The following is a 23,852-nucleotide window of genomic DNA, read 5'->3' as shown; positions in this document are numbered from 1 at the left end:
TTATGCAGGCAAAAGAAAAGTAATTTATGAAGTCAGACTTACGTCGCTTATGGATTTGTATACTACTCTTTCTTGTCCTGGTTGTTGGAATTGTGCTTGCGTCATCAGGTGAAGCTGAAGCAAGGGCGGCTCTAGATGCCAGTTATATATCCAGTTCTCAGAATTGGTGTCATCCGTTGGCTCAGGGAAGCAGTGCAAACCAGATATCTGCCAAACTTAGCGAAATGACGGGTGAAGCAGCGTCACCCCTATTGGGAATAACTCTTATTGGGCTGTTCAAAAATGTTTGTACGGGTACTGAATATCGAGACTTATTGCCCTGGTATTATCAGTTAAAGTTTTTGTTGCCTGCTCTTCTTATCTTGATAGCAGTAATGGTGAAAGACACCTTACTGACGCCGTTAGGACCTCTCAAAAAACCACTGGATGCGTTGGGTGAAATTATTCATGTCGTCAGTGGGATCATTGTTTTACCAATCGCCACAACTCAATTTTCTGATAGCATTTCCTATTCTATTGCAGATGGTTTAGTTTCCTTTACCCATTGGCTTATGCCGATCGCTTATGCAACGGAAACTATCCCTTTATTAGAACCTTCCAGCATATTCTTGTTTCTGGGTAAAGTCTTGGGTACGGGAGTAGGTTTAATTCTATTTAGTACAATTTGGGTGCTGGGTAATGTGCTTGAAGTATTTATATTTCTCTCACCCATTCCTTTTGTTGATACTGCTTTAAAAACTGTCCGTACATTTTTGATTACAGGATTAATGAGTATTGCTTACCTTAATCCCTTTGTAGGTGCGATCGCATCTTTAATCATCATATTTTTAGCCATTCGAATGTTTGGATATTCATTCCGTATATTCATATTTGGGTTAGTTTATTGTTCAGATTTTATACAGAGAAAATGGCATAAAAACCAGATCGATGATCAAGGAATTCTAGCCTTTTCGGGGCAAGGAATGGCTGGCATAAAAAATCTCTCTGCCGGTCGTCTTTATCTAGAAGAAGGAAATTTACTTTTCGTTTATTATCCCTTGCTAGTCTTACCACCTCGACGAATTGTTGTCCCTGTTGACAAGATGATTAATGTGGCACGAGGGCTTACAACTCCGGTCATTTCAAAAACTGATCCAATGACAGAAAAAAGTCAAATCTTATTCCGTTTACCTCCGCGATATCGAAATCAAGAAATGACTATTGGGCTATTTTTAAATCTTTCCGTTAATCAATCAAACACCCCCCGTCGTCGCAAAGGTGGGCTATGGGGCTGGTTAAACCTCAGTCTAGACTAGTGTTGCGAATATAGCGATCCTGAGTCAGTCGTGAAAGCGCCCGCCCGAAGGGCGGGCGCTTTCACAACTGATCATTTTCATAAATCAAATAGGATTGCTATATATGAAGGGGTATGCCTCTGCAAAATCAGCAACGCCCTACGTCATTGAAATACATGAGATGATGAGCTGTTAATCAATAGCCAACAGCTATGTCTAACTTCACTCTGGTCATTGGCAATAAAAACTATTCTTCCTGGTCATTGCGAGCCTGGTTAGTGCTGAAACAAGCCGCGATCGCATTTGATGAAATTCGCGTTTTGCTGCGTCTACCCGATAGTCGCCGTCATATTTTGCAGTATTCTCCGTCGGGTAAGGTGCCGGTGCTATTGCACAACGGCGTCTCGATTTGGGAATCGATCGCCATTGGTGAATATATTGCCGAACTGTTTCCCGATCGCCACCTATTGCCGGTAAATGCTGAAGCAAGAGCGATCGCCCGTGCTGTCAGTGCCGAAATGCACGCCGGGTTTCAACCGTTGCGCCAAGCTCTGCCGATGGATTGTCGTGGGCGCAATCTCAAGCGACCGATCAACGCTGACGTGCAAGCCGATATCGATCGCATCAGGGCTATCTGGCGCAACTGTCGCGAACAATTTGGTCGTGACGGTGATTTCCTGTTGGGGCACTTCACCTTAGCAGATGCCATGTATGCGCCTGTTATATCTCGATTCATTACGTATGATGTGCAATTAGACACAGTAGAGCAAGCCTATGCAGACGCCGTTTGGTCATTACCCGCGATGCAAGACTGGCTGGCAGCGGCAGCTGTAGAACCTGAAGTCCTTGAAAACCCCTAAGTCCCAATCATCGCCCATCAAATCTTCATCATTTTCTTCTCAATCAAGGCTTCAACTCACAAAGACTTTATCGTTTGAGTCCTTTACAGCTCTTGTTCCTAGCGATTAATCTAGTCTAGGAAATGATTTTTCGAAAATCCTCTTCCCAGCTCAGTAGTTTCCCACAAACTGCCGAGGCACATTCCATCTTTCTGTTTCATCCTGGTAGCGCAAACACCAAATTTTGCAGCACGGGGGCTTGGGGGCTGCGCCCTCAAGAGGGAGTTTCACCATCTCCACCTCCTCCAAAACGTTTAATTTGGTGTGTTAGTGATCTGTCAATTCATCATTGACGGGCTTGATGAGGTCATACAGTGCACGACGCACGGTATATCACCCCATCAACGATTGCTTGATGCAACGCTAGGTTTTCGGGATTGCCAATTCTAAGAGCAACCTTGAATATAGAGATTTCTTCCCTATGCTCAAATGTACTTCTAGTACCAATTGAAACAAAACGTATGACAGATAAAAAGTGTGTGGATAATGCTTTTACCCAAGAAGCAGTCGTGCTGCACTTGCATCAGTCGCCGTCGCGTTTTCGTCTTGGTATAAGATTGGCAGCGCCGTTATCTCCTCCTCACGATTTCGGATAGGGGATTGAACGCGGTCATGGTTAACCGTGCAGGCAATGCCTTCACAAGCCATACATACCGCTCAAACCCGACTATCCCTTTGTATGCGGCATTGTTGAATCATGGGATGAATTTGTCCGTTAAACCGTTGGTCTTAGGGACAAATTTATCTGGCAAACTAGTGTTGCAGATTCTAAATTTTGCACGATGGGGCGTGGGAGCGCAGCCTCCACACAGGGGTTCTACCTCTGCACCCCGTTGCAAAATTTTTGATTGAGTCTACTAGCAACGCCTTTATGCCAGCGGGGCATGATGTTCTCCGTAGGTATTTGTGTGTGAATGGCAGGTGGCATAGTGCACGGATCAATTTAGGTTGATGACCCCATCTGCGATTCAAGTATGGAATTCCTCGACGGTTATCCCTGGACTCTCCAAATTGGTTACAGATAGCGCTCAAGACAAGGTGTAGCGCTGCACAGAAGCGATCGCAATCTAGCGTTGCAAGCACTAAATTTTGCAACATGGGGTATGGGGGCTGTGCCCCCACGTGGGGATTTCACCCCTGTCCCCTCGTTGTAAAACTTTTAATTGCATTGACTAGTACTCATTGATTGATACGGTGCAGAGATCGATGTGGTTTGAGGATGCTTGGGATCACAAATTAATTGAAACCCGGACGGTTATTTTTGTCAGCGCGGCGGAGCCGCGCTGACAAAAATAAATCTTCGGTTTTATTCAATCCACGATTCTTGGCATGCTCAAAACTCCTCAATGAAACGTATAGCAGCCGAAGGGCTGGTTAGGACAGGGGTCCGGGAAATAGTCCCCAGCCAGGAGTTCCACTCCTGCACCCCGTCCTAATGCACCATTCCATTGCTGTATCATTTCGCAACGGATCGGGCAACCACAGGAACTGCATCAGGGTTGCTGTTAGTCTTGGGTGCAAGCATCAAGGCTCAGCCATTAAAACGGGATCATCAAAACGGGATCATCAAGACGGGATGTTGATGACAAACAGGTGTATTGAAATTATGAGGACAATTTTTCAATATCTCAATACCTCCTGAGAATCATCCATTCTTAAACTTGAACGGGATGAATGGGTTGTGAAGAGCGAGCCATTTTTGAAATCAGAGCTTGGGGTTGAAACACTCCAAACTTTGGTGTGAATTTGTACAATCCTAAGTTTTCAACCTATTGGTTAGTTCAAAAACAATGACATCGGCAATGATTATTGAAGGAAGCAATCTGGTGAAAGAAGGCTGGAAGCTCCTAGAACAATCGATCGTGTATTATCGCGATCGCCCAGTTGGAACTGTAGCAGCATGTGATCCAACCGTTGAAGCACTCAACTACGATCAATGTTTTGTTCGTGATTTTGTCTCTTCAGCACTGCTATTTTTGATTAGTGGACGTTCGGAAATAGTTCGTAACTTTTTGATTGAAACGCTGGCACTACAGAACAGCGATAAGGCAATGGATTGTTTCCATGCCGGTCAAGGATTGATGCCTGCTAGCTTCAAGGTGGAATCACTAGACGGCTGGGAATACCTTACAGCGGACTTTGGCGAACATGCGATCGGACGGGTCACACCCGTCGATTCTTGCTTGTGGTGGATGGTGTTACTGCGTGCCTATGTAAAATCAACCGGGGATTTAGATCTGGCACATCGTCCCGATTTCCAACAAGGCATCCTCCAGATTCTCAAACTCTGTCTTGCCGATCGATTTGATATGTATCCCACCATGTTGGTTCCCGATGGTGCCTTCATGATTGACCGACGCATGGGCGTAGATGGGCATCCGTTAGAAATTCAAGCGCTGTTTTATGCGGCTCTGCGCTCAGCCAGAGAGCTATTGCTGCCAGGATATAAGCGCGATATCTACATTCAAGTTGTCAATCAGCGTTTGAGTGTACTGAACTACCACATTCGAGAATATTACTGGCTTGATCTAAAGCGGCTCAATACGATTTATCGATTTAGAGGTGAAGAATTTGGTGAAACTGCCATCAATAAATTCAACATCTATCCCGAATCTATTCCCAACTGGGTTACAGACTGGATGCCCGAACGAGGGGGGTATCTGGCAGGAAATTTGGGACCGGCACGCATGGACTTCCGGTTTTTTGCTCTCGGCAATTTAATGTCAATTAGTGCGTCCCTGGTCAGTGCCAAAGAAGCTGGATTGATCATGGATTTGATTGAACAACGGTGGCAAGATCTGGTGGGCTATATGCCGATGAAAATTTGCTTCCCAGCCGTGGAAGATACAGAGTGGCGGATTATGACGGGTTGCGATCCGAAAAACGTACCCTGGTCTTATCACAATGGGGGGAATTGGCCTGTATTGATGTGGTTTATGGCAGCCGCTGCCCAAAAAACAGGACGAGCAGAACTCGGCTGGCGAGCACTGGAAATTGCAGAACAACGGCTGGCAGAAGATGAATGGCCCGAGTATTACGACGGTCGCAATGGACGATTAGTAGGGAAAGCCTCACGGAAATATCAGACCTGGACGATCGCCGGATTTTTACTGGCTAAAGAACTGATGGAAAATCCTAAGCATCTGGACTTGATCAGTTTTGAGGAAGAACCTGAAATGCTGGATTGGTTAAAAGCCTACTCGGAAGCTTAATGTTGCAAAGCTTCAACCGGAAGACGCAATGATGTTTTGCGGCGCAGGCAAAGCCTGCGCCGCAAAAATTATCTGCACAATTGCATGAATATCATTCTCCAGGTTTTTAAGTTTTGAGTATGAATGCATTGCAGATTTGCATTTTTGGTATAGCGTTGGGAAAAAGTTTTCAGGGGATCAGAGAATATGAAGCACAAGATATTTTACTGGCTAGGTTTAGCGGCGATCGCCTCCCTCTCTGGCTTGATCAACACAGGCACATCACTAGCCACCGATCTATCCCTTCCAGCGCCGTCTTCCAACTCCGATGAAACCCAGGTCGCCCAGCTTTTTTATCCCCCTGCGGATGCTCGAACTCAGGGTGTCAGTGTGATAGGTCACGGCGTGGCAATCGCCCCTGCCGATACGGCTAAGATCCAACTCTTTTTTGTGGGCACACAGTCACCCGACGCACTGCCTGGTCAATTTCCTCCCCCAACAGGAAACACGACATTAACACCAGACCAATTGCAGCCTATCGTAGACGCCCTGGTCGCATCGGGAGTTTCAGCAGAAGCAATTGAATTGGGAAGTTCTTCTACTCAAACTTTTATCTTTTTCAATGTTCAGGGTCAGCAGATGACCATTTCGCTGGTACGTCCTACTCCCGCACGGGTTCAAGAATTGGTTGAATTAGCTCAAAAAACTAGTGCAGACAGTAATCTCCTGACGATTGCCAGTGTATCTGTGCAATATTTCGTCGATGATTGTCAAGAACTGGCCAGTCAAGCCTATATATCTGCGATCGCCGATGCCCAAAGTCGAGCCAATGCGATCGCCACCCCCCTTAATGTTGAATTAGAAGCAATCCCTTCTGTTGCCGAGTCTCCTTTTGGTCTGTTGACGTTTATGCCCGGTTCGACCTGCGATGCTGCGCCTGTGATGTCGCTCCCATTTAACATTAATTTGACGCAACCAGCTTACAATCCTTCAAGTCCTGCTGAAGTTCAAGTGCGGCGAGATCTGTTTATCACCTTCCCCATTCATAATTAAAGGCACCGTTGAAGACAGTCTCGTTTGACGTCGAGAACCCTCTCCGAAACAAGGGTGCAAGTGAATGATCGTGCCTGGATAGATTACGGTTATTAAGAGAGCCGCGCTCCGCGCGGCTCTCTTAATAATTTAATAGTTGAATACAATTGAGAATTGCTATGCTTTCTTGAGCTCATTTTTTCAGATTTGTAGTGAGATTTTGGAGAATGGGTAATGAGTATGTCTCAGGGTAGATTTTAATTATTAGTTTTTTATGGGTTAAATACAGTCAAAGCTAATATCTAAAAACCTCCCAGACATTTCCGGAAAGCTGATGCAAAGCTAGGAAGGATGGAACATTTAGGGGGTGTTTCTGGACATTTCTATCATGAAACCCTTTCTTTATCTTTAATCAGGATCATGGCAGATCAATCACCCTTTTTTCCGTTAGATCATGGCGTTGTTGATTCTGAGTCTTTATTTGGGCATGAACGTGAACCGTTGACATTGCCCAATAGATCGCTATCCAACCCTGCGGAAGATCTGGACGGAGCAAGTGATGTAGACTTTGCTAACGAGGCAAGCAGTCAGGATGACTTTGCCTTGCGGGTACAGTCGTTTGCGATGCACTACCAAAAGTTCGTGGGCTATCCCGTAGCCGAGCAACTGTTCTGGAAATATGCAGCAAGTGCCATGAAGAAACAAGACTTTAAACCATCGCTCTGGTCTTATCCGTTAACCAAGACAATTCTTATGGGAGCGGGCAGCCTTGCTGCAACGCTGGCTATTGGTATTATGCTTTCCGAGAGTTCGGATTCGCAACCGACATTTACCTATCGGACAGCTCCTGCGTCTTCTCAAGTTAGCCCCACAACTCAACCGTTGCCGTCACCCTATCGTCCGACGATTGGGCAACCCAATTCTCTATTACCCGGTGCCGTTGAGTTTTCTAATTCCACTCCGTTATCGCCATCCACAACTCGTCAATTACCTGAAGTTAGCGTTCCTTATGCGTCGGCTCGTTTTCCCACACGGCAATTACTAACTGAGCCACTGATGCGCGTTAGTGAGCCTCCAAGCCTATCTCCTAATTATTTAGCCTATGCTAATGCGATCGCCAATCGCACACCTAGCCAGCCAGTACAGCCATTATCAACGCAAGGGTTAGCCAGTATTGCTAATTCACAAGCAAGAGTCACAATAGATCCCAATCAGCATCCCGCCGCGATCGCCAATCCTGGCGCGGGTGAACCGCAGATGAATGCAGAATTAGCACCTGAAATAGCGACGTCCCACCTGACTGATGTATCCAGACCTGAGGCAGTAATAGCTAATCGTATACCGGGTGATGTTTCTAGTAATATCGCCGGTAATATTCCTGGTACAAATATCCCTAGTAATCCTTCCAGTCACCTTCCGGGTACGAATCCTGCGCAAGGCAATAGTCCTGCTTCCATAGCGGCAAACGTCGGTCTTACGGCGGCTCAACCAACTTTAGCAACTCCTACGACACAGGCAACCCGGTCTAATGAAACTATCCAGGCAGGACATGAAGCCTTCCATGCGTCAGCACAACAATCGGGGTTAGAAATTAATTCAGCGGTTCGACTCAACCCTTATCAGATGATTCGTCCGGACGGACGCATGGAAACTGCACCAGCTCAGGCTGAATCTCCTCTATCGGCTGTTCCTGAAAACGTCGATGATACGCGATCGCCTGCCGATGAACGTGCGATCGCTCCGACATTGGATGCGGTTAAATATCCGGGGATGGTATCTACGAAGTTAGAAGAATCGTTGGTAGGAATTCAGTATTTCTTGACCCTGGCACACCAGGTTGCTGATTCACATTCGCAAGCGTTGCTGCCTTTGACCGATCAAGCTGCCCGTGAAGCCGGAGAATTAAGCCAAATTCCTAACTTCCGGGTGTTTCGTTTGTCCAATAGCGACTATCAGCAAGCCTGGGCATTTGTTAGCACGAATGCTGCCAACCCTCTAGAACGCTCTGACCATCAAGCTGATAGCCCGATTATTCCTAATTATGGATTCATCGACTATCAACGGCAAATGATTGTCTTACCAGCCCCCTCCGCGAGTTAAGGAATCTTCTGTTCCTAACTCGATAGCATCAGTTCCGGCAATGTCTTGATTAATATTCACCTTGCCGTAATCTATTTGATACATCATTGACATACCCAAAGCTTACAGTGAAGCTGTCAGAAATCTGACAGCTTTTTTTCGCCTCAATTAGGTTAAAGAGTCACACAGCAGCCGAGGGGTTGATTAAGACAAAGGTTGTATGAGAACCCACGCTCCGCGTGGGTTCTCATACAAGCTCCTGATTTAACCGTCTCGACGGTTGCTATATGCCCCCGAACAGAGGTTCTACCCCTGCACCCCGTTCCAATTAAAAATCCCAATTTTGTTGAGGCACAGCTCTGCTGTGCCTCAACAGAACTGGGATTTTATTAACCCGTATATCTTGAACGATGACGATCGACTTAAAACGAACTTATTAAAAAGTAGTTTGGAGACTTTTATGTCTAACTTATTGACAAAATTTAGTGTATTCAAAAGCGTTATGATTAGCGCGATGGCGATCGCACTATTGGGTTTGGCAGCGTGTTCTAACACAACTCCTCAATCTACTGAAGATCCGTTGATTGGCAACAATAATAGCGAAGCAGATGTCGATGCGGCGATCGCACCTCAAGGTCGATTACTCGAACTGAATACTTTGATTAGACGGAGTGCCCGCCTCTATGAAGCGGCAGAAAACCAGAAATGGCCGATCGCAGCCAACCAAATCAAGGCGATCAAAGAATCGATCGGTATTCTTAAAGCCAATAACAAACTGGATGAAGCAACAATTGCTCAACTGGAAGCACAGGTTAACCAGCTAGAGCAAGCCGTTAACTCAAAAGATGATACGGCAACCATGCAACAATCGATGACTCTACTGAAAGCGGCGACTGAACAAATCAAAATCATCCTGGCGTCTGTTCAGCCGGTTGAAATTGTGGTGCTTAACTCCTACGCCCATATGCTAGAAGCTGATGCTACCGCCCAAAATATCACCACAGCAAAGGAAACCTCTACCAATATCAAATCGACGTGGGAAACGTTGCGTCCTCGGATTGAGGCTAAAGGCGGAACCGCAGCCACCCAGCCGTTTGATACTCTGGTTGCTGAGCTGGAAAAAGCACAGTCTGCTCAGGACTATAGCCAATTGGCACCCCAGATTTTGACAGGGGTAGAAAGTTTGCAAACCGTGCTGCGACAGTAAGATTTAAATGTATTTAGGGTTCCAGAGATGTGTCGAAAAGCGGCGCGCCGCTTTTCGACACATCCCAATTCCTGGAATCAATCAGGATGCCATCCGTTTAGGGTTGCATTTGCTGGAGATAGAGCAAGGTTTGCTGATAGTTATAGCCATCACCCTGTTGCTGAAATAAAGCGGCAGCGTGTTGTAAATCTTCAATGGCAGAGGAGCGATCGCCTGTTTCAAAATACAGCAATCCCCGACTTCCATAGGCATCCGCTGCATTAGGGTTGAGCCGGATTACCTCGGTATAATCGGCGATCGCCTCTGTCCGATGACCCATTTCAGCCTGAATAGTTGCCCGATTGTAGTAAGAATCGGCATGGTACGGATCAATGGCGATCGCTTGATTGAAATCGGCTAACCCCTGCTGCGGATCACCCATCATGGCATAGAGGATACCCCGACTATTAAGCGCTTCTACATGGCTCGGATCTAGCTCAATTGCCCGATTCAGGTTGGCGATCGCATCGTCTGAATTATTTAAATGCAGGCTGGCTTCACCCAGATTGTAATACGCCTCTGCATTGTTGGGGTCATGTTGCACAGCATCTTGAAAATCTGCGATCGCCTGGTCAATGTCTCCCAAGTCATGATATGCAATACCCCGGTGCAGAAATGCCTCTGTATAAGACGGGTCAATTTCAAGGGCATGGGTATAGTTAAGAATTGCAGCGGGGAAATTGCCTTCGGCTGCTAGCTCAAGCCCTTGATTGACAAGTGTTTCAGCTCTTAACGGAGCAGGATAGTTGACGGTTGTCGAAGCAACCCACTGAGGAACGGTTTGGGCGTTGACTGGCAGACTGGCAGTCATGCCACCAAGGGTGAGTGCCACAGCCGCACTGACACAATGACTCCAGCGAGGTACCGCACCATCGTTTCGGCTCATGATTATCCTCTTACAGCAAGTTTCGATTGAGTAACCCACACCGATCTAGTGCAACGCTGTGTAACTACACAAATGGCTGCACTCGAAGTGTTCCATTCCTATAGTAACCAGGTTAATACCAGATTAGGCAGAATTACTCATGTGAAAATGATCAGGTGTGAAAGCGCCCGCCCGAAGGGCGGGCGCTTTCACACCTGATTTAGGATCGCCATATAGCAATCTCAAAGGGTTTGTGATGCCAATTTGAATTAAGAGCACGACAGACATCTGTAAGGGCTTGGCAATGCCAAGCCCCTCCTGAACTTCTATATCCCCAACATCAGCCATGCTGGTATGGGATGCTTCAATTGGGACGATGGACGATCGTTTCTACGACTCTTTGCTTCGCTTTCGGTTCAATTCCTACTACACGCACATAGTCATCGGCATGATCTGCCAGGCAGGTTGTCAGAGTGGCGATCGCCTCTGATTCATTTCCCTGCACCGTGGCATAGCAATTCCAGGAATTAGTCCGAAACCGTCGTGGATCCACATATTCAATCCCAATTCGGTACCCTTGCGCCGACAAGCCCTGGAGTTGTTGCAATGTTTCTGGACTCAAACTGGAGTGATGCCCATTGCTGTGGCTGGCAACCGCTGCTTGACTGGGAGTGGTTGCCTCAGCAGAGGTCGGTGTGCGTCTGGTTCGACCTGTGGCTCGCTTGGCATCTGAGTGCATCTGAGATGATGCTGGCTCCACCATTGGTGACATCGGCTGATGCAAAATGTTGTATTCCTGCATTAACCGCATCTCACTGATGCGATCCTGCTCTCGCACCAGTAAATGTCCGGTTTCAATCAAATGAGGCAAACTAAAGTCAGGTTGGCGAAATTCTGGAGGCTTTTCTGCCGAGTTGACAATTCGGCGACCAATATTTTCAATGCCAACATCTTGAATCAGATGTCGGATTTGCTCGTCATACAAACGCGATCGCAAAGCACTATAAAAATCGATCGATTGCTTTGGAAACGTATCTACCAGAGTTTGAATATCCGCCCGCGACACGGCATCCCCTGAAAAAATGCCGCCGACAATGCCAATGCGGTCTTCATGGCTGGGTTCCCAATAAAACTTTTCCATTCGCCCATCCCGAATCAAGGGCGCATAAAGGGTGGAAAAGTCATTCCCCGTAACGATGATGGGAATCCGTTGAATTGGTTCTGCCTCATAGCTTCCCGGCAGTTGCACGTTGGTCGGGTTGTCCGCAATATTCATCAACGTCGCGTTGACCAATTGTGTATTGACTGTATATTGCGTGGATTGATCAACCCGTCCGGCTCCGGCATCTAAATCGTTGATCATGACAACTGCCATCTTGCCACGCACTTTTACCAGCTCTGCGGCTTCTCGATAACGCAGCCGAATCAGGCGTGACGGATCACCGGCATCGGGGCTTTCCAATTCACCTGCGGAAATATGAACAACTTCCACGCCCATCCGTTGGAATGCTAATTCACACTGAAACGATTTTCCTTCTCCTTTACGCCCGTGAACGCCTAAGATCAACGGCACTTTTACGTTGGGAAAGTCTAAATAATTCTTAGTCAGGTGAATTGAAATTTTGTCGAGAAAGTGAGGAGCAATGTAGTAAGCCATAACCGAGACACACGAGTAATCAAAATGGTGCGAAAAAAAGGAGAAGTGCAACCAATCACCTCTCCTGAAAATTTTGTCGTTAATAATTCGATGTTGCAGAGCTGGGATGGGTGACTGCCATCTTTCAATGGCACGAATTGTAAGTTATTTTCTAGGAATCTCACAAGGTACGCTTCCCAGGAAATAACCTTAATTTATCCCAAAACAAAACGCTCTATTTAGAGAGAATCAAGATCTAAAGAGAATTGGGCGATCGCTTAATGCAAACCCTCTAAACACTGGTTGTTGCCGAATCTCGGCAAGCATTTGAATGAGAAACCGAAGGTTTCTCATTCAAATGCTGACTCTAGACCCTCACGATGTCATGAGGAACGAGCCTTAGTAGCGATAGCCGCCGCCGCCGCTGAAATTGTTACCGGAGCCAGGCTTATGAACGATGAAGCTCATAACTTGGCACTGCTTGATGTTGTCAAATGCAACCACACGAATGTAGCAGTTGGGGTACTCAGAACGGCACTGTTGCACTTCGCTCAACACCTCTTGAGGAGAGGAACAGTTGAACATGGGCAACTTCCACATGGTCCAGTAATAGAGTTCAGCGTCAGAAGACTCGTTGAACTCAACGCAAGGGTGATAGCCTTGCTCAATCGTGTACTGAATCTGCCGCGCAATTTGTGCGTCGGTGAGTGGAGGCAAATAGGAAAAAGTTTCGTAACGACGCTCTTTGGGCAGTGTTTTCATGATGTCCTCAGATGTATTTTTTGATGGATAGGAATGCGCTCGATGATTAGGAAACGTGACGCAGATCACGATTTAAGTCCCTGTTCACAACAGGTCACTCGATGTCGTTACCCAATTCACCCGCTTCCTCACTGGTTTGCAGATCTGCATCCTGCTCAGGATGCTCTGCCGATACGGTTGGATCGACTTGCGTCATCCGTTCCAATTGCTGACGACGTTGCTCCATATTGGCTTGCTGAATTCCTGCCTGAAGCATTTCTGGCAAAAAATCAACGATTTCAGTCGCAATATGTTCCCGAACCGTGAGAATCCGAAACGCTAAACCTTGATCTTCCTTAAACAAGGCTTGCAAATAAGCCTCACTATGCTCGACGCGCTCTCGCAACGAGAACTCGTGCAACTTCAGGGCACGCGGCGGATCCGTTTCACTCAATTGATCCAGAACCGTCCGCATTGCCTGAAACGTCAGGTAACTAATCAATGTCTTGGTCGTATCTTTCGCAATCTGCTTGAGATCCATAGAAAGTCAGGGATTTAGAGATGAGACTAGCCCACCTCTAAACTCCAAAAAGTTCATTAGATGGTGTCTTGAGCTTCGAATTCGAACTTGATTTCTTTCCACAGTTCGCAAGCAGTCGCCAGTTCAGGGCTCCAGCGGCAAGCTTCACGAATGATGTCTCCACCTTCACGCATCAGGTTACGACCTTCGTTCCGAGCTTGGACGCAAGCTTCCAGAGCCACGCGGTTAGCGGTTGCACCAGGCGCGTTACCCCAGGGGTGACCCAAGGTACCACCACCAAACTGAAGCACAGAGTCGTCGCCAAAGATTTCTACCAGCGCAGGCATGTGCCATACGTGGATACCACCTGACGCCACTGCCATTACACCTGGCATAGACGCCCAATCCTGGGTGAAGTAAATACCCTTAGAGCGGTCTTGCTCCACGTAATTTTCACGCAGCAAGTCTACGAAACCGAGCGTAACTGCCTGGTCACCTTCGAGCTTACCAACCACCGTTCCGGTGTGGATGTGGTCACCACCCGACATCCGCAGGCACTTAGCCAAGACGCGGAAGTGCATGCCGTGGTTCTTCTGACGGTCGATCACCGCGTGCATCGCACGGTGAATGTGCAACAGCACACCATTGTCGCGGCACCACTTCGCCAGGGTTGTGTTAGCGGTGAAACCTGCGGTCAAGAAGTCATGCATGATGATGGGCATTTCTAGCTCTTTCGCATACTCAGCCCGCTTTAGCATCTCTTCGCAAGTTGCAGCGGTACAGTTGAGGTAATGCCCTTTGATTTCGCCCGTTTCAGCCTGAGCTTTGTGAATCGCATCTGCCACAAACAGGAAGCGATCGCGCCAGCGTTGGAACGGCTGAGAGTTGATGTTTTCGTCGTCTTTGGTGAAGTCTAGACCACCCCGGAGACACTCATAAACCGCACGACCGTAGTTCTTTGCAGACAAACCGAGTTTGGGTTTGATGGTGCAACCGAGCAGTGGACGACCATATTTGTTGATCTTGTCACGCTCAACCTGAATCCCGTGGGGAGGACCTTGGAAGGTCTTCAGATATGCCACAGGAATGCGCAAATCTTCCAAACGAAGCGCTTTTAGAGCTTTGAAACCAAACACGTTACCTACGATAGAGGTCAACATGTTGGTGACAGAGCCTTCTTCGAACAAATCGAGAGGGTAGGCGATATAAGCGATGAACTGGTTATCTTCACCAGGAACGGGCTCGATGTCGTAGCAACGACCTTTATAGCGATCCAGGTCGGTCAACAGGTCTGTCCATACAGTGGTCCAGGTTCCTGTCGAAGACTCAGCAGCAACCGCTGCACCTGCTTCTTCATAAGGCACTCCAGGCTGCGGAGTCACCCGGAAGGCAGCCAAAATATCAGTATCTTTAGGAGTATAGTCGGGGGTGTAGTAAGTCAGACGATAGTCCTTTACACCCGCTTCATAACCGGCTTTCGCCTTGGTTTTTGTTTGAGAATAAGACATGTTTCCCTTCCTGTGAATCGCTTAGATCCAAACGCTAATAACCGACCTACTCAGAGAATTTGAGCAGGGTAAAACAACCTGAAGGTTGCAACGTGCAATCTTGAAAATCTATTGGCTAGAGCAACAAGCGACTTACAACTACAGCATGAATTATTTTGTGCAGTGCTCTAACCATCAGGTTGATCAAAAATATATCAGGAATTTGATAAGTACGGCTTTGAAAGTTCTTTGCTTATGTATAAATAGGGTTTATATTTTTGAAAGTTTATGAAGTCTAGTGCGCTATGTAACAGACAGGGCAAGCTTTAGGATAAATTTCTTTTCTTTTCTTATTAATTGTGATATCTGCGCTCTCGCAGATCTCTGTTTTCGATACAAAACGCAACAAACGCAATTTACGATACAAAACGCAACACTTTCTGGCTAGAGAAATTAAGAGTCACCTGTAACTGTTGAGCAAAAATGAAGCAGGGCAAACCGGAAATTTTACGCCTGACCTCTGGTTCTTGCCCCCGGTGCATCCCCTGGTAGGTCGTTCTAAAACGCTGAATACCTGCAAAGTATGCTATGGCAGCCGAGAGACTGGTTGAACAGGGTGCAGGGGTTCCACCCTTGGCTGGGGGTGCAGCCCCCACATCCCCACTGTCCTCAGCATCTATTCAATTGCCATAGCAATCCTATTTGATTTGTGAAAATGATCAGGTGTGAAAGCGCCCGCCCTTCGGGCGGGCGCTTTCACACCTGACTCAAGATCGCTATATAAAATCAGCAGCGCCAAAAAATATGTCTCCAAGACCACTCCCGACCGGCGAAGTAAAATTAAAAGGTCAGGTTAAGCGGTCAAGGTTTGCCAGGGTGTACCAATGACCAGGCACAGGTGAAAACGCACATGTAACGTTCAGGGATGACGCAACTGAGTAAATCAGCTGGCTCTGCCACTCCAAATCATCAAGGGGCGATCGCTCGTCGATATCATCGCGATCCGCCTCGCCTATGGATTAGTTTAATCAGCGGCTCGGTGGTGTTTCACATCGTGCTGCTCACCGTAGCGTTGCCCGTCGCGGTAAAGTTAAAACCGAGTGCAGCCTCGTCGCAATTGGCTACTGTTCCCATCGAGCTGGTCGATCTGCCGGATGAGACTCCATCCACTACCTCATTCAGCGAGTCTGATAGTGTGCCGACTGAGTCAGATTCGACGCAAGCTCCAGCCGACCCTACGCAGCCAGAGCCGCCGACCGAGACTACGGCTCCACCTCCGTCCAATACCACCCTGGGGACAGCCTCACCTGAGCGATCGCCCAGTCCTACTCCTAGCCCTCAACCGATTCCATCAACCCCGAGTCCTCCTGCTACTATTCCACCGTCGCCGGTGTCCTCGCCTTCCCCACCGAGTCCGAGTCAGCCTGCTCCCGTTTCTCCATCGCCATCATCACCCTCGACTCCCTCCAGTCCAGCAGGTTCTAATCCTCCTTCCCCTACAATTCCTGATACACCTCCAACTGCGCAGCCCTCAGGCGGAAGTAATAATCCCGATACTCCAGGCAATGGCGATGGTTTGGGAACCAGCATCTCTGGTGCCAGCTTGACCGCCAACTTAACGCCTGTCGGGTTATCTCCGGAGGCTTCAGATATTCATGAAGTTCAACCTCGCCCCTTAATACAGGAACAATCGTTTACCGTTGGTCTTCCGGTACCGGGTTCCTGCCGGTTTCCCCCGGACAGCGAACAGTATCAGGGACAAGCCGTGACGTTTCGGGTGGTGATTGATGCTCAAGGAAATGTCGTAGATGCGTTGCTGTCGGGTGACTCAGCCCAAATAGATAGCGGCTACGTAGATCTGGCGGAGTGCTTAGTAAAACAATGGCAATTTGAGCCTGCTCGCGATGGCAATCAAGCGGTGGCAGATGATACGTTGTTGATCTCGATCGTCATTCATTCCTTTAGCCCTATGGAGTCTCTGGAGCCTATCCCGTAATATTTAATATCGGGCTTGTCAAAATAAAGAGTTATGCTAACCTAGATAAGGCTTGTGAATTTGTTGCAATCAAGCGCGATCGCAGGTGACCCAACGCGGGCATAGTTTAGTGGTAAAACCATAGCCTTCCAAGCTATTGATGCGAGTTCGATTCTCGCTGCCCGCTTTTTATCCACATGTTGCATTGACCTATTACAAAGTTGGCAACGTGGCAGCCCTGGAATTGTAATGGTTTCCAGTAGCACGGGCGTCGCCCGCGCCCCAACGATCATCACCTGAATACCACTACTGGCAACGGTATTGGAATCGCACGGCGCTTCAAGAGCACGCCCATCAACTGTCCCTTCTGAGAAAATTATTTTATCTTTTCTTCATAAATCGGTATTTATCTTGGTAGACTACTGCTGGGTCTCTGGTCAATTTGCAAAAATCTAGCGGTTTACTGTTGGGCATTGTTGATTTGGGCTATGAAATTTTGTAGCTGGTAAGCCACTCTGTTTTCGGTAGCGTAGCAATGCTACGTTGCCCGACCTAAACCTTTCAGGTCATCCCATCCATCTCTATGATCGTGGATTTAACAAAACTGGAGATTGATGGTTGGCGGCGCGGCGTCGCCGTGCTGCCAACCATAGACGTCTGGAACTCTGGGTTTTATTTAATGTGTGATCTACTAAAGTGTGATCCACCATCGTAGGGACGAGATTTCTCGGGGCGATCGCGGTTGCTTCATAGTCTCCTTAGGGTGGTAGAGTGCTACGATACCCTATTCCTTTTGTAATTTTTAGAAAAATTCCTATTCGCATAATATAAATTCGCTTATGCCAGAAACGCCCTGGGCTGACGACCATTCCTACGATGCATCCTACGATGCAGATAGCGATTTAGAAACGATTAGTTCACTTACCTCTGATCTATCTGAATCAGAAGATATCAATACACATTACTATCGGGGGCTTGCCGGTCGCAGACGCAAAGCAGCAGTTGCACTCACGATCGTCTGGAGCGGTACGATCGCACTGCATCTGTTTTCTTGGGGCTACTGGCTAGTTTTGGGACTAACAACCCTGATGGGTATTCAAGCCCTGCGGCTGATGTTGGCACGACCGATGTCAATGCCGGACGCGATGGATATTGATGTCGATGATGCAGAGCAACTCCCGTTTGTTTCGTTGCTGGTCGCGGCGAAAAACGAAGAAGCGGTCATTGCATCGCTGGTAAAAACGTTGTGTACGTTAGATTATCCGACGTCTCGTTATGAATTGTGGGTGATTGACGACAACAGCAGCGATCGCACGCCTCTGGTGCTAGAGCGTTTGGCGCACGATTATCCACAATTGCGCCTTGTCCGTCGTCCTGCCGATGCTGGGGGTGGAAAATCAGGTGCTTTAAACCAGGTATGGTTGCGGGCTAAAGGCGACATTATTGGCGTATTTGATGCGGATGCCCAAGTTCCTAAAGATTTACTCCGACGAATTTTGCCGGTTTTTGATCAAGAGCATGTGGGCGCAGTCCAGGTGCGAAAAGCGGTATCTCAAGGCGACAATCCAGCCCATCCTGATGCCCTCAACCCCTGGATTCGGGGTCAGGTGGCAGAGATGGCACTAGACAGCTATTTTCAGCAGCAACGAATTGCCGTGGGTGGTATTGGTGAGCTGCGGGGTAATGGTCAGTTTGTCCGACGGGCAGCACTCGAAAGTTGCGGGGGTTGGAACGAGGAGACCATCACAGATGATTTGGATCTCTCCTTCCGTTTGCACTTGGATCATTGGGATATCGGCTTTGTCTTGTTCCCGGCAGTACATGAAGAAGGGGTGATTCGGGCGACCAGTTTATGGCACCAACGCAATCGTTGGGCAGAAGGGGGTTATCAGCGCTATCTCGACTATTGGCGCTTGATTTTACGCAACCGCATGGGAAGCCGTAAAACCCTTGATTTATTTATGTTTTGGGTGACGCAATATCTAATGCCCACGGCAGCGCTTCCCGATGCGCTGATGGCGATCGCCCGTAACACGACGCCGATGCTAATTCCGGTGACCAGCTTGACCTTTACCTTTTCGTTGATTGGTATGTTTATTGGGCTGAGGCGGATCAAAGCTGCCCGCGCAGAAAACTCAACTGTTATGCGGCGAGGTTCGCGTCCATCTATGAACCGTGCCCAGTCGTATTTTGTTACCCTATTTCAAGCGTTATACGGCACGTTTTATATGTTGCACTGGCTGCCTGTGATTGCCAGTACGACTGCCCGAATTTCTGTTCGAGCGAAGCGGTTGAAATGGGTCAAAACGATTCACCACGGTACCGATGAAGCCTGGGTTGATCTGCCTGAACAGTCTTAACGGTCTTAACGTCAGTCCCATGAATCGTTAACCCTGCTGTGGGTGCCGCGCAAAGCGCGGCACCCACAGCCAGTTTTAAACGCGCTCTATGAGGTAGCTCAAAGACGGCATCAGAAAAGCCTGCCATGCTGAAGGTAATTCGAGTCGATCTAAATCACGCGCAACGCTGAGACAACTCATGATTGCCAAGGCTCGAAGGGAAATTCAGTTCTGAGGAACGGACTATGCCTCAAGCAACGCTTGATTTAGCAACGGCATCGGGTCATGAAGTATTGGCAGCGGCGGGTAAAACTGTATTGCGTCCGGGAGGCAGCACAGCTACCCAACACTTGTTTCAGTGGGCGCAATTTCAACCGGGAAACACGGTTTTAGAATTAGCCTCTGGTCTGGGAGTCAGTGCGATCGCTTTGGCTAATCGTTATGGCGTACGAGTCGTTGGGCTAGAAAAAGATCCGGAGCGGGTGGCGATCGCCCAGGCAAATGTTCGAGCTGCCGGACTTCAAGACCAGGTGACGATTCTACCCGGCAATATCTTTCAATTAGAAGCGATCGCCGAACAGTATGACTATGTATTGGCAGAAGCGATTTTGACGATGCAATCAGCTGCCGGAAAAAACAAAATATTGTCAGGAGTTTGCGATCGCCTTAAACCCGGAGGGATGTTTCTCAGCCATGAAATGGTAGCGCGAGATCATCTCGACCAGATCCATCAAGATTTGGCTCGCACAATTCGTACCGGCGCGGCCCCTTTACCTCCGACTGATTGGATCAACACCTTTGCCCAAGCGGGTCTGAAGGTTAACCATCATGCTGTTGGCACTATGAACTTACTGAACCCCCTGCAAATTTTGCGCGATGAAGGCTTTGCCCGCTCCGCTCAAATTTTCTGGAAGATTCTTACCCAACCCTCTCTGCGCGATCGAGTATTGGCAATGCGACACGTCTTCAGTCGCCATCGTCAGGATTTGGGGTATATCGTTTTATCGGCTATACGAGAACCTTAGTCAAGGTGCCTGCAATCCGCTGTTGGGCAACCAAACAAGGCAAAAACTTTTTTATCACATTGGAGCTTGAATCATGGTTACGACTTCGACCGATGACACCACAATGGCCACTAATTTACAAGAATTAGCAGACTTCACCAAACCGGGTGTCCATCGCCAAGCATTGGTCAAAGATGAACACACCAATTTTGCACTGATTTGCGTCAGCGCAGGCACCCAACTTCCTGAACACACTGCCAATCGCAACGTTTCCATAACCGTGATTTTAGGACAGGGCGTATTGACGCTAGCAGGGCGTAAAGTAGATTTGACGCCGGGTGTGTTTGTTTACATGCCTGCGAATACTCCTCATGCGCTGTATGCCACCGAAAATCTTGCATTTCTCCATACCTAATCGCACTTTGGTAGTCCTAAAAAAGTAATGATTTTTTGTGGCGCGGGCAACGCCCGCGCCACAAAAAATCATTACATGAATACCACTACCCACACTTCAACTGGGCGATGGAGCAGTCATGATAGCGGTGTGCATGTTCGTTACAGCGCTTCGCGCTTGAATATGTTTAGATTTTTTGTTGTGTGCCGCGCGGAGCGCGGCACACAACAAAAAATCTGTGGCTTAATCAATTGAAAATGGCTGTAAGTCCAGAAACAGTGTTGTGAGACGTGGAGCGCCCCACAAACCATACTGAATCACCCACACAGCGCTATATAATGCTTCGCAACTGAAATAGATGACGAGTGTTGAGGGAGAGCCGCGCGGAGCGCGGCTCTCCCTCAACCTGTACTTCACGTCATTGAGAATTGCGATCGCGACCCCTCTATCTAAAATCGCCAGCGTTCAGATTCCATACGGTTTATCCATTGTCCTGCGACGGTGGCACAATTCCCCAATGACTTAATCGCTGATCGAGTTGGTGTAAGAGTTCAAAATCAACTCGAGGTAATGGTTGGCTTTCGGCTGTTGGGCTAACCGATGGTTTTTCTAAAAACGCAAAGCTCTGGCGAAACTGACGGGCGTTGGCTTTAATCGGTGCATCAAAATGGCACGGAATAATTTGCTGAAAATCCCAATGGGCAACCTGTTCTGCCCAATCTAGCGTAGATTTGGGTGCGCGGTTTAAAATCAATGTTTGCAAAATTGGGGCAACGACCAAATGCCGACCCTGGCGTAACGCATCAAATGATTGCTTCCAATCGGTCTTCCATTTAAACGGAAACAAGCCAAAGTAGGCTTTTTTAGAACGATTGGGAGCTTTGAATGCTTGCCAAATTGCCCGCCCCAACGGGATCGTTTCTAAGGCACTGGGACGAAAATAAAATGCAAACAAAGCAATCCGTTGCCACCCCTTACGACGGTTGCTAGCCGTATCTTCTACCCGATCAAAGACATCATCTTTGGCATGAAAAAGTAACGGATAAGAATCGAGTTGCACGATCGCAGGGGGGTCTTCGGGAACCGAAACAACCAAGTCTGTCACTAATAAAGTGCGCGATCGCCGATGAAAAAAAACAACTTCCTCAAATTGTCCGGGTCCCAGATCAATCGATCCTAGAATTTGGTAATCAAATTCATCTGCAAATGGGGTTTTGCGACTATCTGAGGGCAAGAGGTGAGTGCGATCGCCCGGTAGCCCCAACCAACTCAACGGCAGGTTTAACGGAAAACTCCATTGATCTGGTGCTACATATACATGAGCCGATGGAAAACACCGGGCAAAGGGCCCCACAAATGCCTTATGTTCAATTCCAGATGTGGTCGGCAAAATAATATACTTCACAGTGCCATGGTCTGCCACCAATTCTTGCAGCAGTCGGATGCACTCCATCGTCGGCGCGACGGGGGCATAGACCAGTAGCCCACCCGTTTCTAGCTTGACGACGGTCATCCGGATAGGCACGACGACATACAGAATGCCTTGCACCTGCTCAAACGTCCAGATGGTGTCTTTTACCACTTCTCGACGCAAGGTCTGGCGTTTGCTATAGGGATAGATGGGCACCGTAAACCAAAAACGCCACGATACATCGTCTGGACGACTGCCCCTATCCCCCAATTGTTGTTGCATTTTATCCATCCATTGGGGTGCTATCGGCAGCTATCCCCCTGTAAAACATTAAGGCTCATGGATTAGATAAAACCACAGACTTATGGTTGGCAGCGCGGCGACGCCGCGCTGCCAACCATATAGCGTTGTGCGAGTTGATTCAGTACGGTGTGGTGGGGCGCTCCGCGCCCCACCACACCGTTTCTGTGCTTAACGAACTTGCACACCGCTGTAATCGTCCGAGTTTTATTTAATTTGTGATCCTAACTTGATTGGGGACCATTTAAGTCATGCAAGCCAGCGGAATGGAGGAATAGCAATAAATCGTTGTCTATAGCAATCCCCAACGGGTTATGAGAGGTGCGCCCTGAAGGAGTGCGCTGCTTACAACCTGCTGATTTAAAGATTTTTTAGCACTGCTGTGTATCATGCAAGCGATCTCTATCGCGCTTCGCGCTCAATTAGAACCCAGATTTTTTGAAAGCCTCGCCGAGCGAGGCTTTCAAAAAATCATCTGATTTTGGAGATGAATTTGAATGTGAACCCCTTGGCTTCATGTTCAAATTCATCCCTCGTATCAAGCAATACCAAAGATTATTCCAGAGCAAAATCAGATTGTAGCGTCAGATCTAAATCGCTATCTGGGTAAACAACAATCACATCTACTTCTTTTTTGTTCCCCCCCAACACGACTGCGGCGAGTGCGCCCAATCCGGCTCCTGCCAGCACTTCAATGAAGTCGATGTCGCCAAACACTTCGGATAGCACGGCAGCGGCGGCAGCTCCGATCGCAGCTCCTTGCAAAATATCCGGGTCGCTCTCTTCTGTAATCGTCTCGGTGTCGGTGATGATACCAGACGTTGCATCAATCGAAAAACGGCGATCGCTGTTAGCAAAAACTACGTCGCTCGCTACAAATTGTGTACCATTTTCTGTTGGGCGCAATTCCCCTTCAATTTGACTATCTTGAGGAATCACAACCGTCCCTCTAGAAGAGTAAACATCGGCAGCAACCGTTAATGTTACCGGAGCAGTTTCATCAGGCAAAACAACGATTTTCTCGGCTTCGTTATAACTCACCGGAATGACCGTTCCACTCTCAACCACAACCCGTGCCGGTTGAGAAAAGAGTTGAGCGATAAAAACAGGTTCAGAGGCGATCGCAGATTGAGACAGCACTACTGGGAGTAATGCGGTGGAGGTGAACCCCAATGCCATTAATACAGCAGTTTTAGACTGCCAATTTTTGGAAGTAAACATTACGACATTCCCTTAAAGAAAACCCTTTAAGTCTTAAATGACCCTAACCATTGCGAGGAAGTTCCTCACTTGTTTAAAGAGTATCGATTAAAGATTGCTTGAAGAACTTTTTTATCTGTAAACAAATATCCGCAAATCAAATATAAAAGAGATACAAATTCGTACAAGAAATTATACGAATTAATGTCTAAACTGTAAGTGTTTTAACAAAGTAGGGTAGCCTTCCTTTAGCAAGGTA

The 23,852-nt window shown here is 47.8% G+C and carries 19 protein-coding genes and 1 tRNA gene; 12 read left to right on the top strand and 8 right to left on the bottom strand.

The window, feature by feature from the left end; genetic code table 11:
* The first annotated feature begins 26 nt into the window (after nucleotides 1-26).
* From ACR6Z4_RS10560 to ACR6Z4_RS10535, 6 genes are all read left to right on the top strand, one after another.
* Nucleotides 27-1,295, top strand: coding sequence for a hypothetical protein (locus ACR6Z4_RS10560; protein WP_479717225.1), 1,269 nt, complete (start codon nucleotides 27-29; stop codon nucleotides 1,293-1,295).
* Between the two features lie 191 nt (nucleotides 1,296-1,486).
* A complete protein-coding gene (locus ACR6Z4_RS10555) occupies nucleotides 1,487-2,134 on the top strand; it encodes a glutathione S-transferase family protein (protein ID WP_479717224.1) in 648 nt (215 codons plus the stop codon).
* 1,829 nt (nucleotides 2,135-3,963) lie between these two features.
* A complete protein-coding gene (locus tag ACR6Z4_RS10550) occupies nucleotides 3,964-5,385 on the top strand; it encodes a glycoside hydrolase 100 family protein (RefSeq protein ID WP_479717223.1) in 1,422 nt (473 codons plus the stop codon).
* 186 nt (nucleotides 5,386-5,571) lie between these two features.
* Nucleotides 5,572-6,417, top strand: a complete 846-nt coding sequence (locus ACR6Z4_RS10545) for an SIMPL domain-containing protein (RefSeq protein WP_479717222.1) — start codon at nucleotides 5,572-5,574, stop codon at nucleotides 6,415-6,417.
* A 399-nt stretch (nucleotides 6,418-6,816) separates the two neighbouring features.
* Nucleotides 6,817-8,496: a hypothetical protein gene (locus ACR6Z4_RS10540; protein WP_479717221.1), complete on the top strand. Its 1,680-nt coding sequence runs from the start codon at nucleotides 6,817-6,819 to the stop codon at nucleotides 8,494-8,496.
* A gap of 439 nt (nucleotides 8,497-8,935) precedes the next feature.
* Nucleotides 8,936-9,682: a hypothetical protein gene (locus ACR6Z4_RS10535; protein ID WP_479717220.1), complete on the top strand. Its 747-nt coding sequence runs from the start codon at nucleotides 8,936-8,938 to the stop codon at nucleotides 9,680-9,682.
* A gap of 97 nt (nucleotides 9,683-9,779) precedes the next feature.
* On the opposite strand, the gene ACR6Z4_RS10530 is transcribed toward ACR6Z4_RS10535, so the two are convergent.
* The 6 genes from ACR6Z4_RS10530 to ACR6Z4_RS10505 form a co-directional block, all read right to left on the bottom strand.
* Nucleotides 9,780-10,607, bottom strand: a complete 828-nt coding sequence (locus ACR6Z4_RS10530) for a tetratricopeptide repeat protein (protein ID WP_479717219.1) — start codon at nucleotides 10,605-10,607, stop codon at nucleotides 9,780-9,782.
* A gap of 123 nt (nucleotides 10,608-10,730) precedes the next feature.
* A complete protein-coding gene (locus ACR6Z4_RS10525; RefSeq protein ID WP_479717218.1) occupies nucleotides 10,731-10,934 on the bottom strand; it encodes a hypothetical protein in 204 nt (67 codons plus the stop codon).
* A 16-nt stretch (nucleotides 10,935-10,950) separates the two neighbouring features.
* A complete protein-coding gene (locus ACR6Z4_RS10520; RefSeq protein ID WP_479717217.1) occupies nucleotides 10,951-12,243 on the bottom strand; it encodes a ribulose bisphosphate carboxylase small subunit in 1,293 nt (430 codons plus the stop codon).
* A gap of 378 nt (nucleotides 12,244-12,621) precedes the next feature.
* Entirely contained in the window at nucleotides 12,622-12,984 is a 363-nt protein-coding gene (locus ACR6Z4_RS10515) for a ribulose bisphosphate carboxylase small subunit (RefSeq protein ID WP_479717216.1), read from the bottom strand.
* Nucleotides 12,985-13,078: 94 nt separating this feature from the next.
* A complete protein-coding gene (rcbX, locus tag ACR6Z4_RS10510; RefSeq protein WP_479717215.1) occupies nucleotides 13,079-13,504 on the bottom strand; it encodes a RuBisCO chaperone RbcX in 426 nt (141 codons plus the stop codon).
* Nucleotides 13,505-13,560: 56 nt separating this feature from the next.
* Nucleotides 13,561-14,991: a form I ribulose bisphosphate carboxylase large subunit gene (locus ACR6Z4_RS10505; RefSeq protein WP_479717214.1), complete on the bottom strand. Its 1,431-nt coding sequence runs from the start codon at nucleotides 14,989-14,991 to the stop codon at nucleotides 13,561-13,563.
* A 452-nt stretch (nucleotides 14,992-15,443) separates the two neighbouring features.
* On the opposite strand from ACR6Z4_RS10505, the gene ACR6Z4_RS10500 reads away from it, so the two are divergent.
* The 6 genes from ACR6Z4_RS10500 (at nucleotide 15,444) to ACR6Z4_RS10475 (ending at nucleotide 20,703) form a co-directional block, all read left to right on the top strand.
* On the top strand, nucleotides 15,444-15,581 hold the full coding sequence (locus ACR6Z4_RS10500; RefSeq protein ID WP_479717213.1) for a hypothetical protein: 138 nt from the start codon (nucleotides 15,444-15,446) through the stop codon (nucleotides 15,579-15,581).
* Nucleotides 15,582-15,895: 314 nt separating this feature from the next.
* The gene (locus ACR6Z4_RS10495; RefSeq protein ID WP_479717212.1) at nucleotides 15,896-16,966 is read left to right on the top strand and encodes an energy transducer TonB; all 1,071 of its coding nucleotides are present in this window, start codon (nucleotides 15,896-15,898) and stop codon (nucleotides 16,964-16,966) included.
* A 95-nt stretch (nucleotides 16,967-17,061) separates the two neighbouring features.
* Nucleotides 17,062-17,132 (top strand) — tRNA-Gly (locus ACR6Z4_RS10490).
* 652 nt (nucleotides 17,133-17,784) lie between these two features.
* On the top strand, nucleotides 17,785-19,305 hold the full coding sequence (locus ACR6Z4_RS10485; protein ID WP_479717211.1) for a glycosyltransferase family 2 protein: 1,521 nt from the start codon (nucleotides 17,785-17,787) through the stop codon (nucleotides 19,303-19,305).
* 224 nt (nucleotides 19,306-19,529) lie between these two features.
* Complete coding sequence (locus ACR6Z4_RS10480; RefSeq protein WP_479717210.1) at nucleotides 19,530-20,309, top strand: SAM-dependent methyltransferase; 780 nt, start codon at nucleotides 19,530-19,532, stop codon at nucleotides 20,307-20,309.
* A gap of 73 nt (nucleotides 20,310-20,382) precedes the next feature.
* Entirely contained in the window at nucleotides 20,383-20,703 is a 321-nt protein-coding gene (locus tag ACR6Z4_RS10475) for a cupin domain-containing protein (protein ID WP_479717209.1), read from the top strand.
* Nucleotides 20,704-21,163: 460 nt separating this feature from the next.
* Here ACR6Z4_RS10475 and ACR6Z4_RS10470 read toward each other — a convergent pair whose 3' ends face one another.
* Together ACR6Z4_RS10470 and ACR6Z4_RS10465 are read right to left on the bottom strand one after the other, a co-directional pair.
* Complete coding sequence (locus tag ACR6Z4_RS10470; protein ID WP_479717208.1) at nucleotides 21,164-22,384, bottom strand: DUF4336 domain-containing protein; 1,221 nt, start codon at nucleotides 22,382-22,384, stop codon at nucleotides 21,164-21,166.
* A gap of 564 nt (nucleotides 22,385-22,948) precedes the next feature.
* Nucleotides 22,949-23,614: a hypothetical protein gene (locus tag ACR6Z4_RS10465; RefSeq protein WP_479717207.1), complete on the bottom strand. Its 666-nt coding sequence runs from the start codon at nucleotides 23,612-23,614 to the stop codon at nucleotides 22,949-22,951.
* Between the last annotated feature and the right edge of the window lie 238 nt (nucleotides 23,615-23,852).

The organism is Calyptranema fuscum S582, from assembly GCF_055793305.1.
Note: the sequence above shows the minus strand (reverse complement) of the source record. Positions and strands in the feature narration are given on the sequence as shown.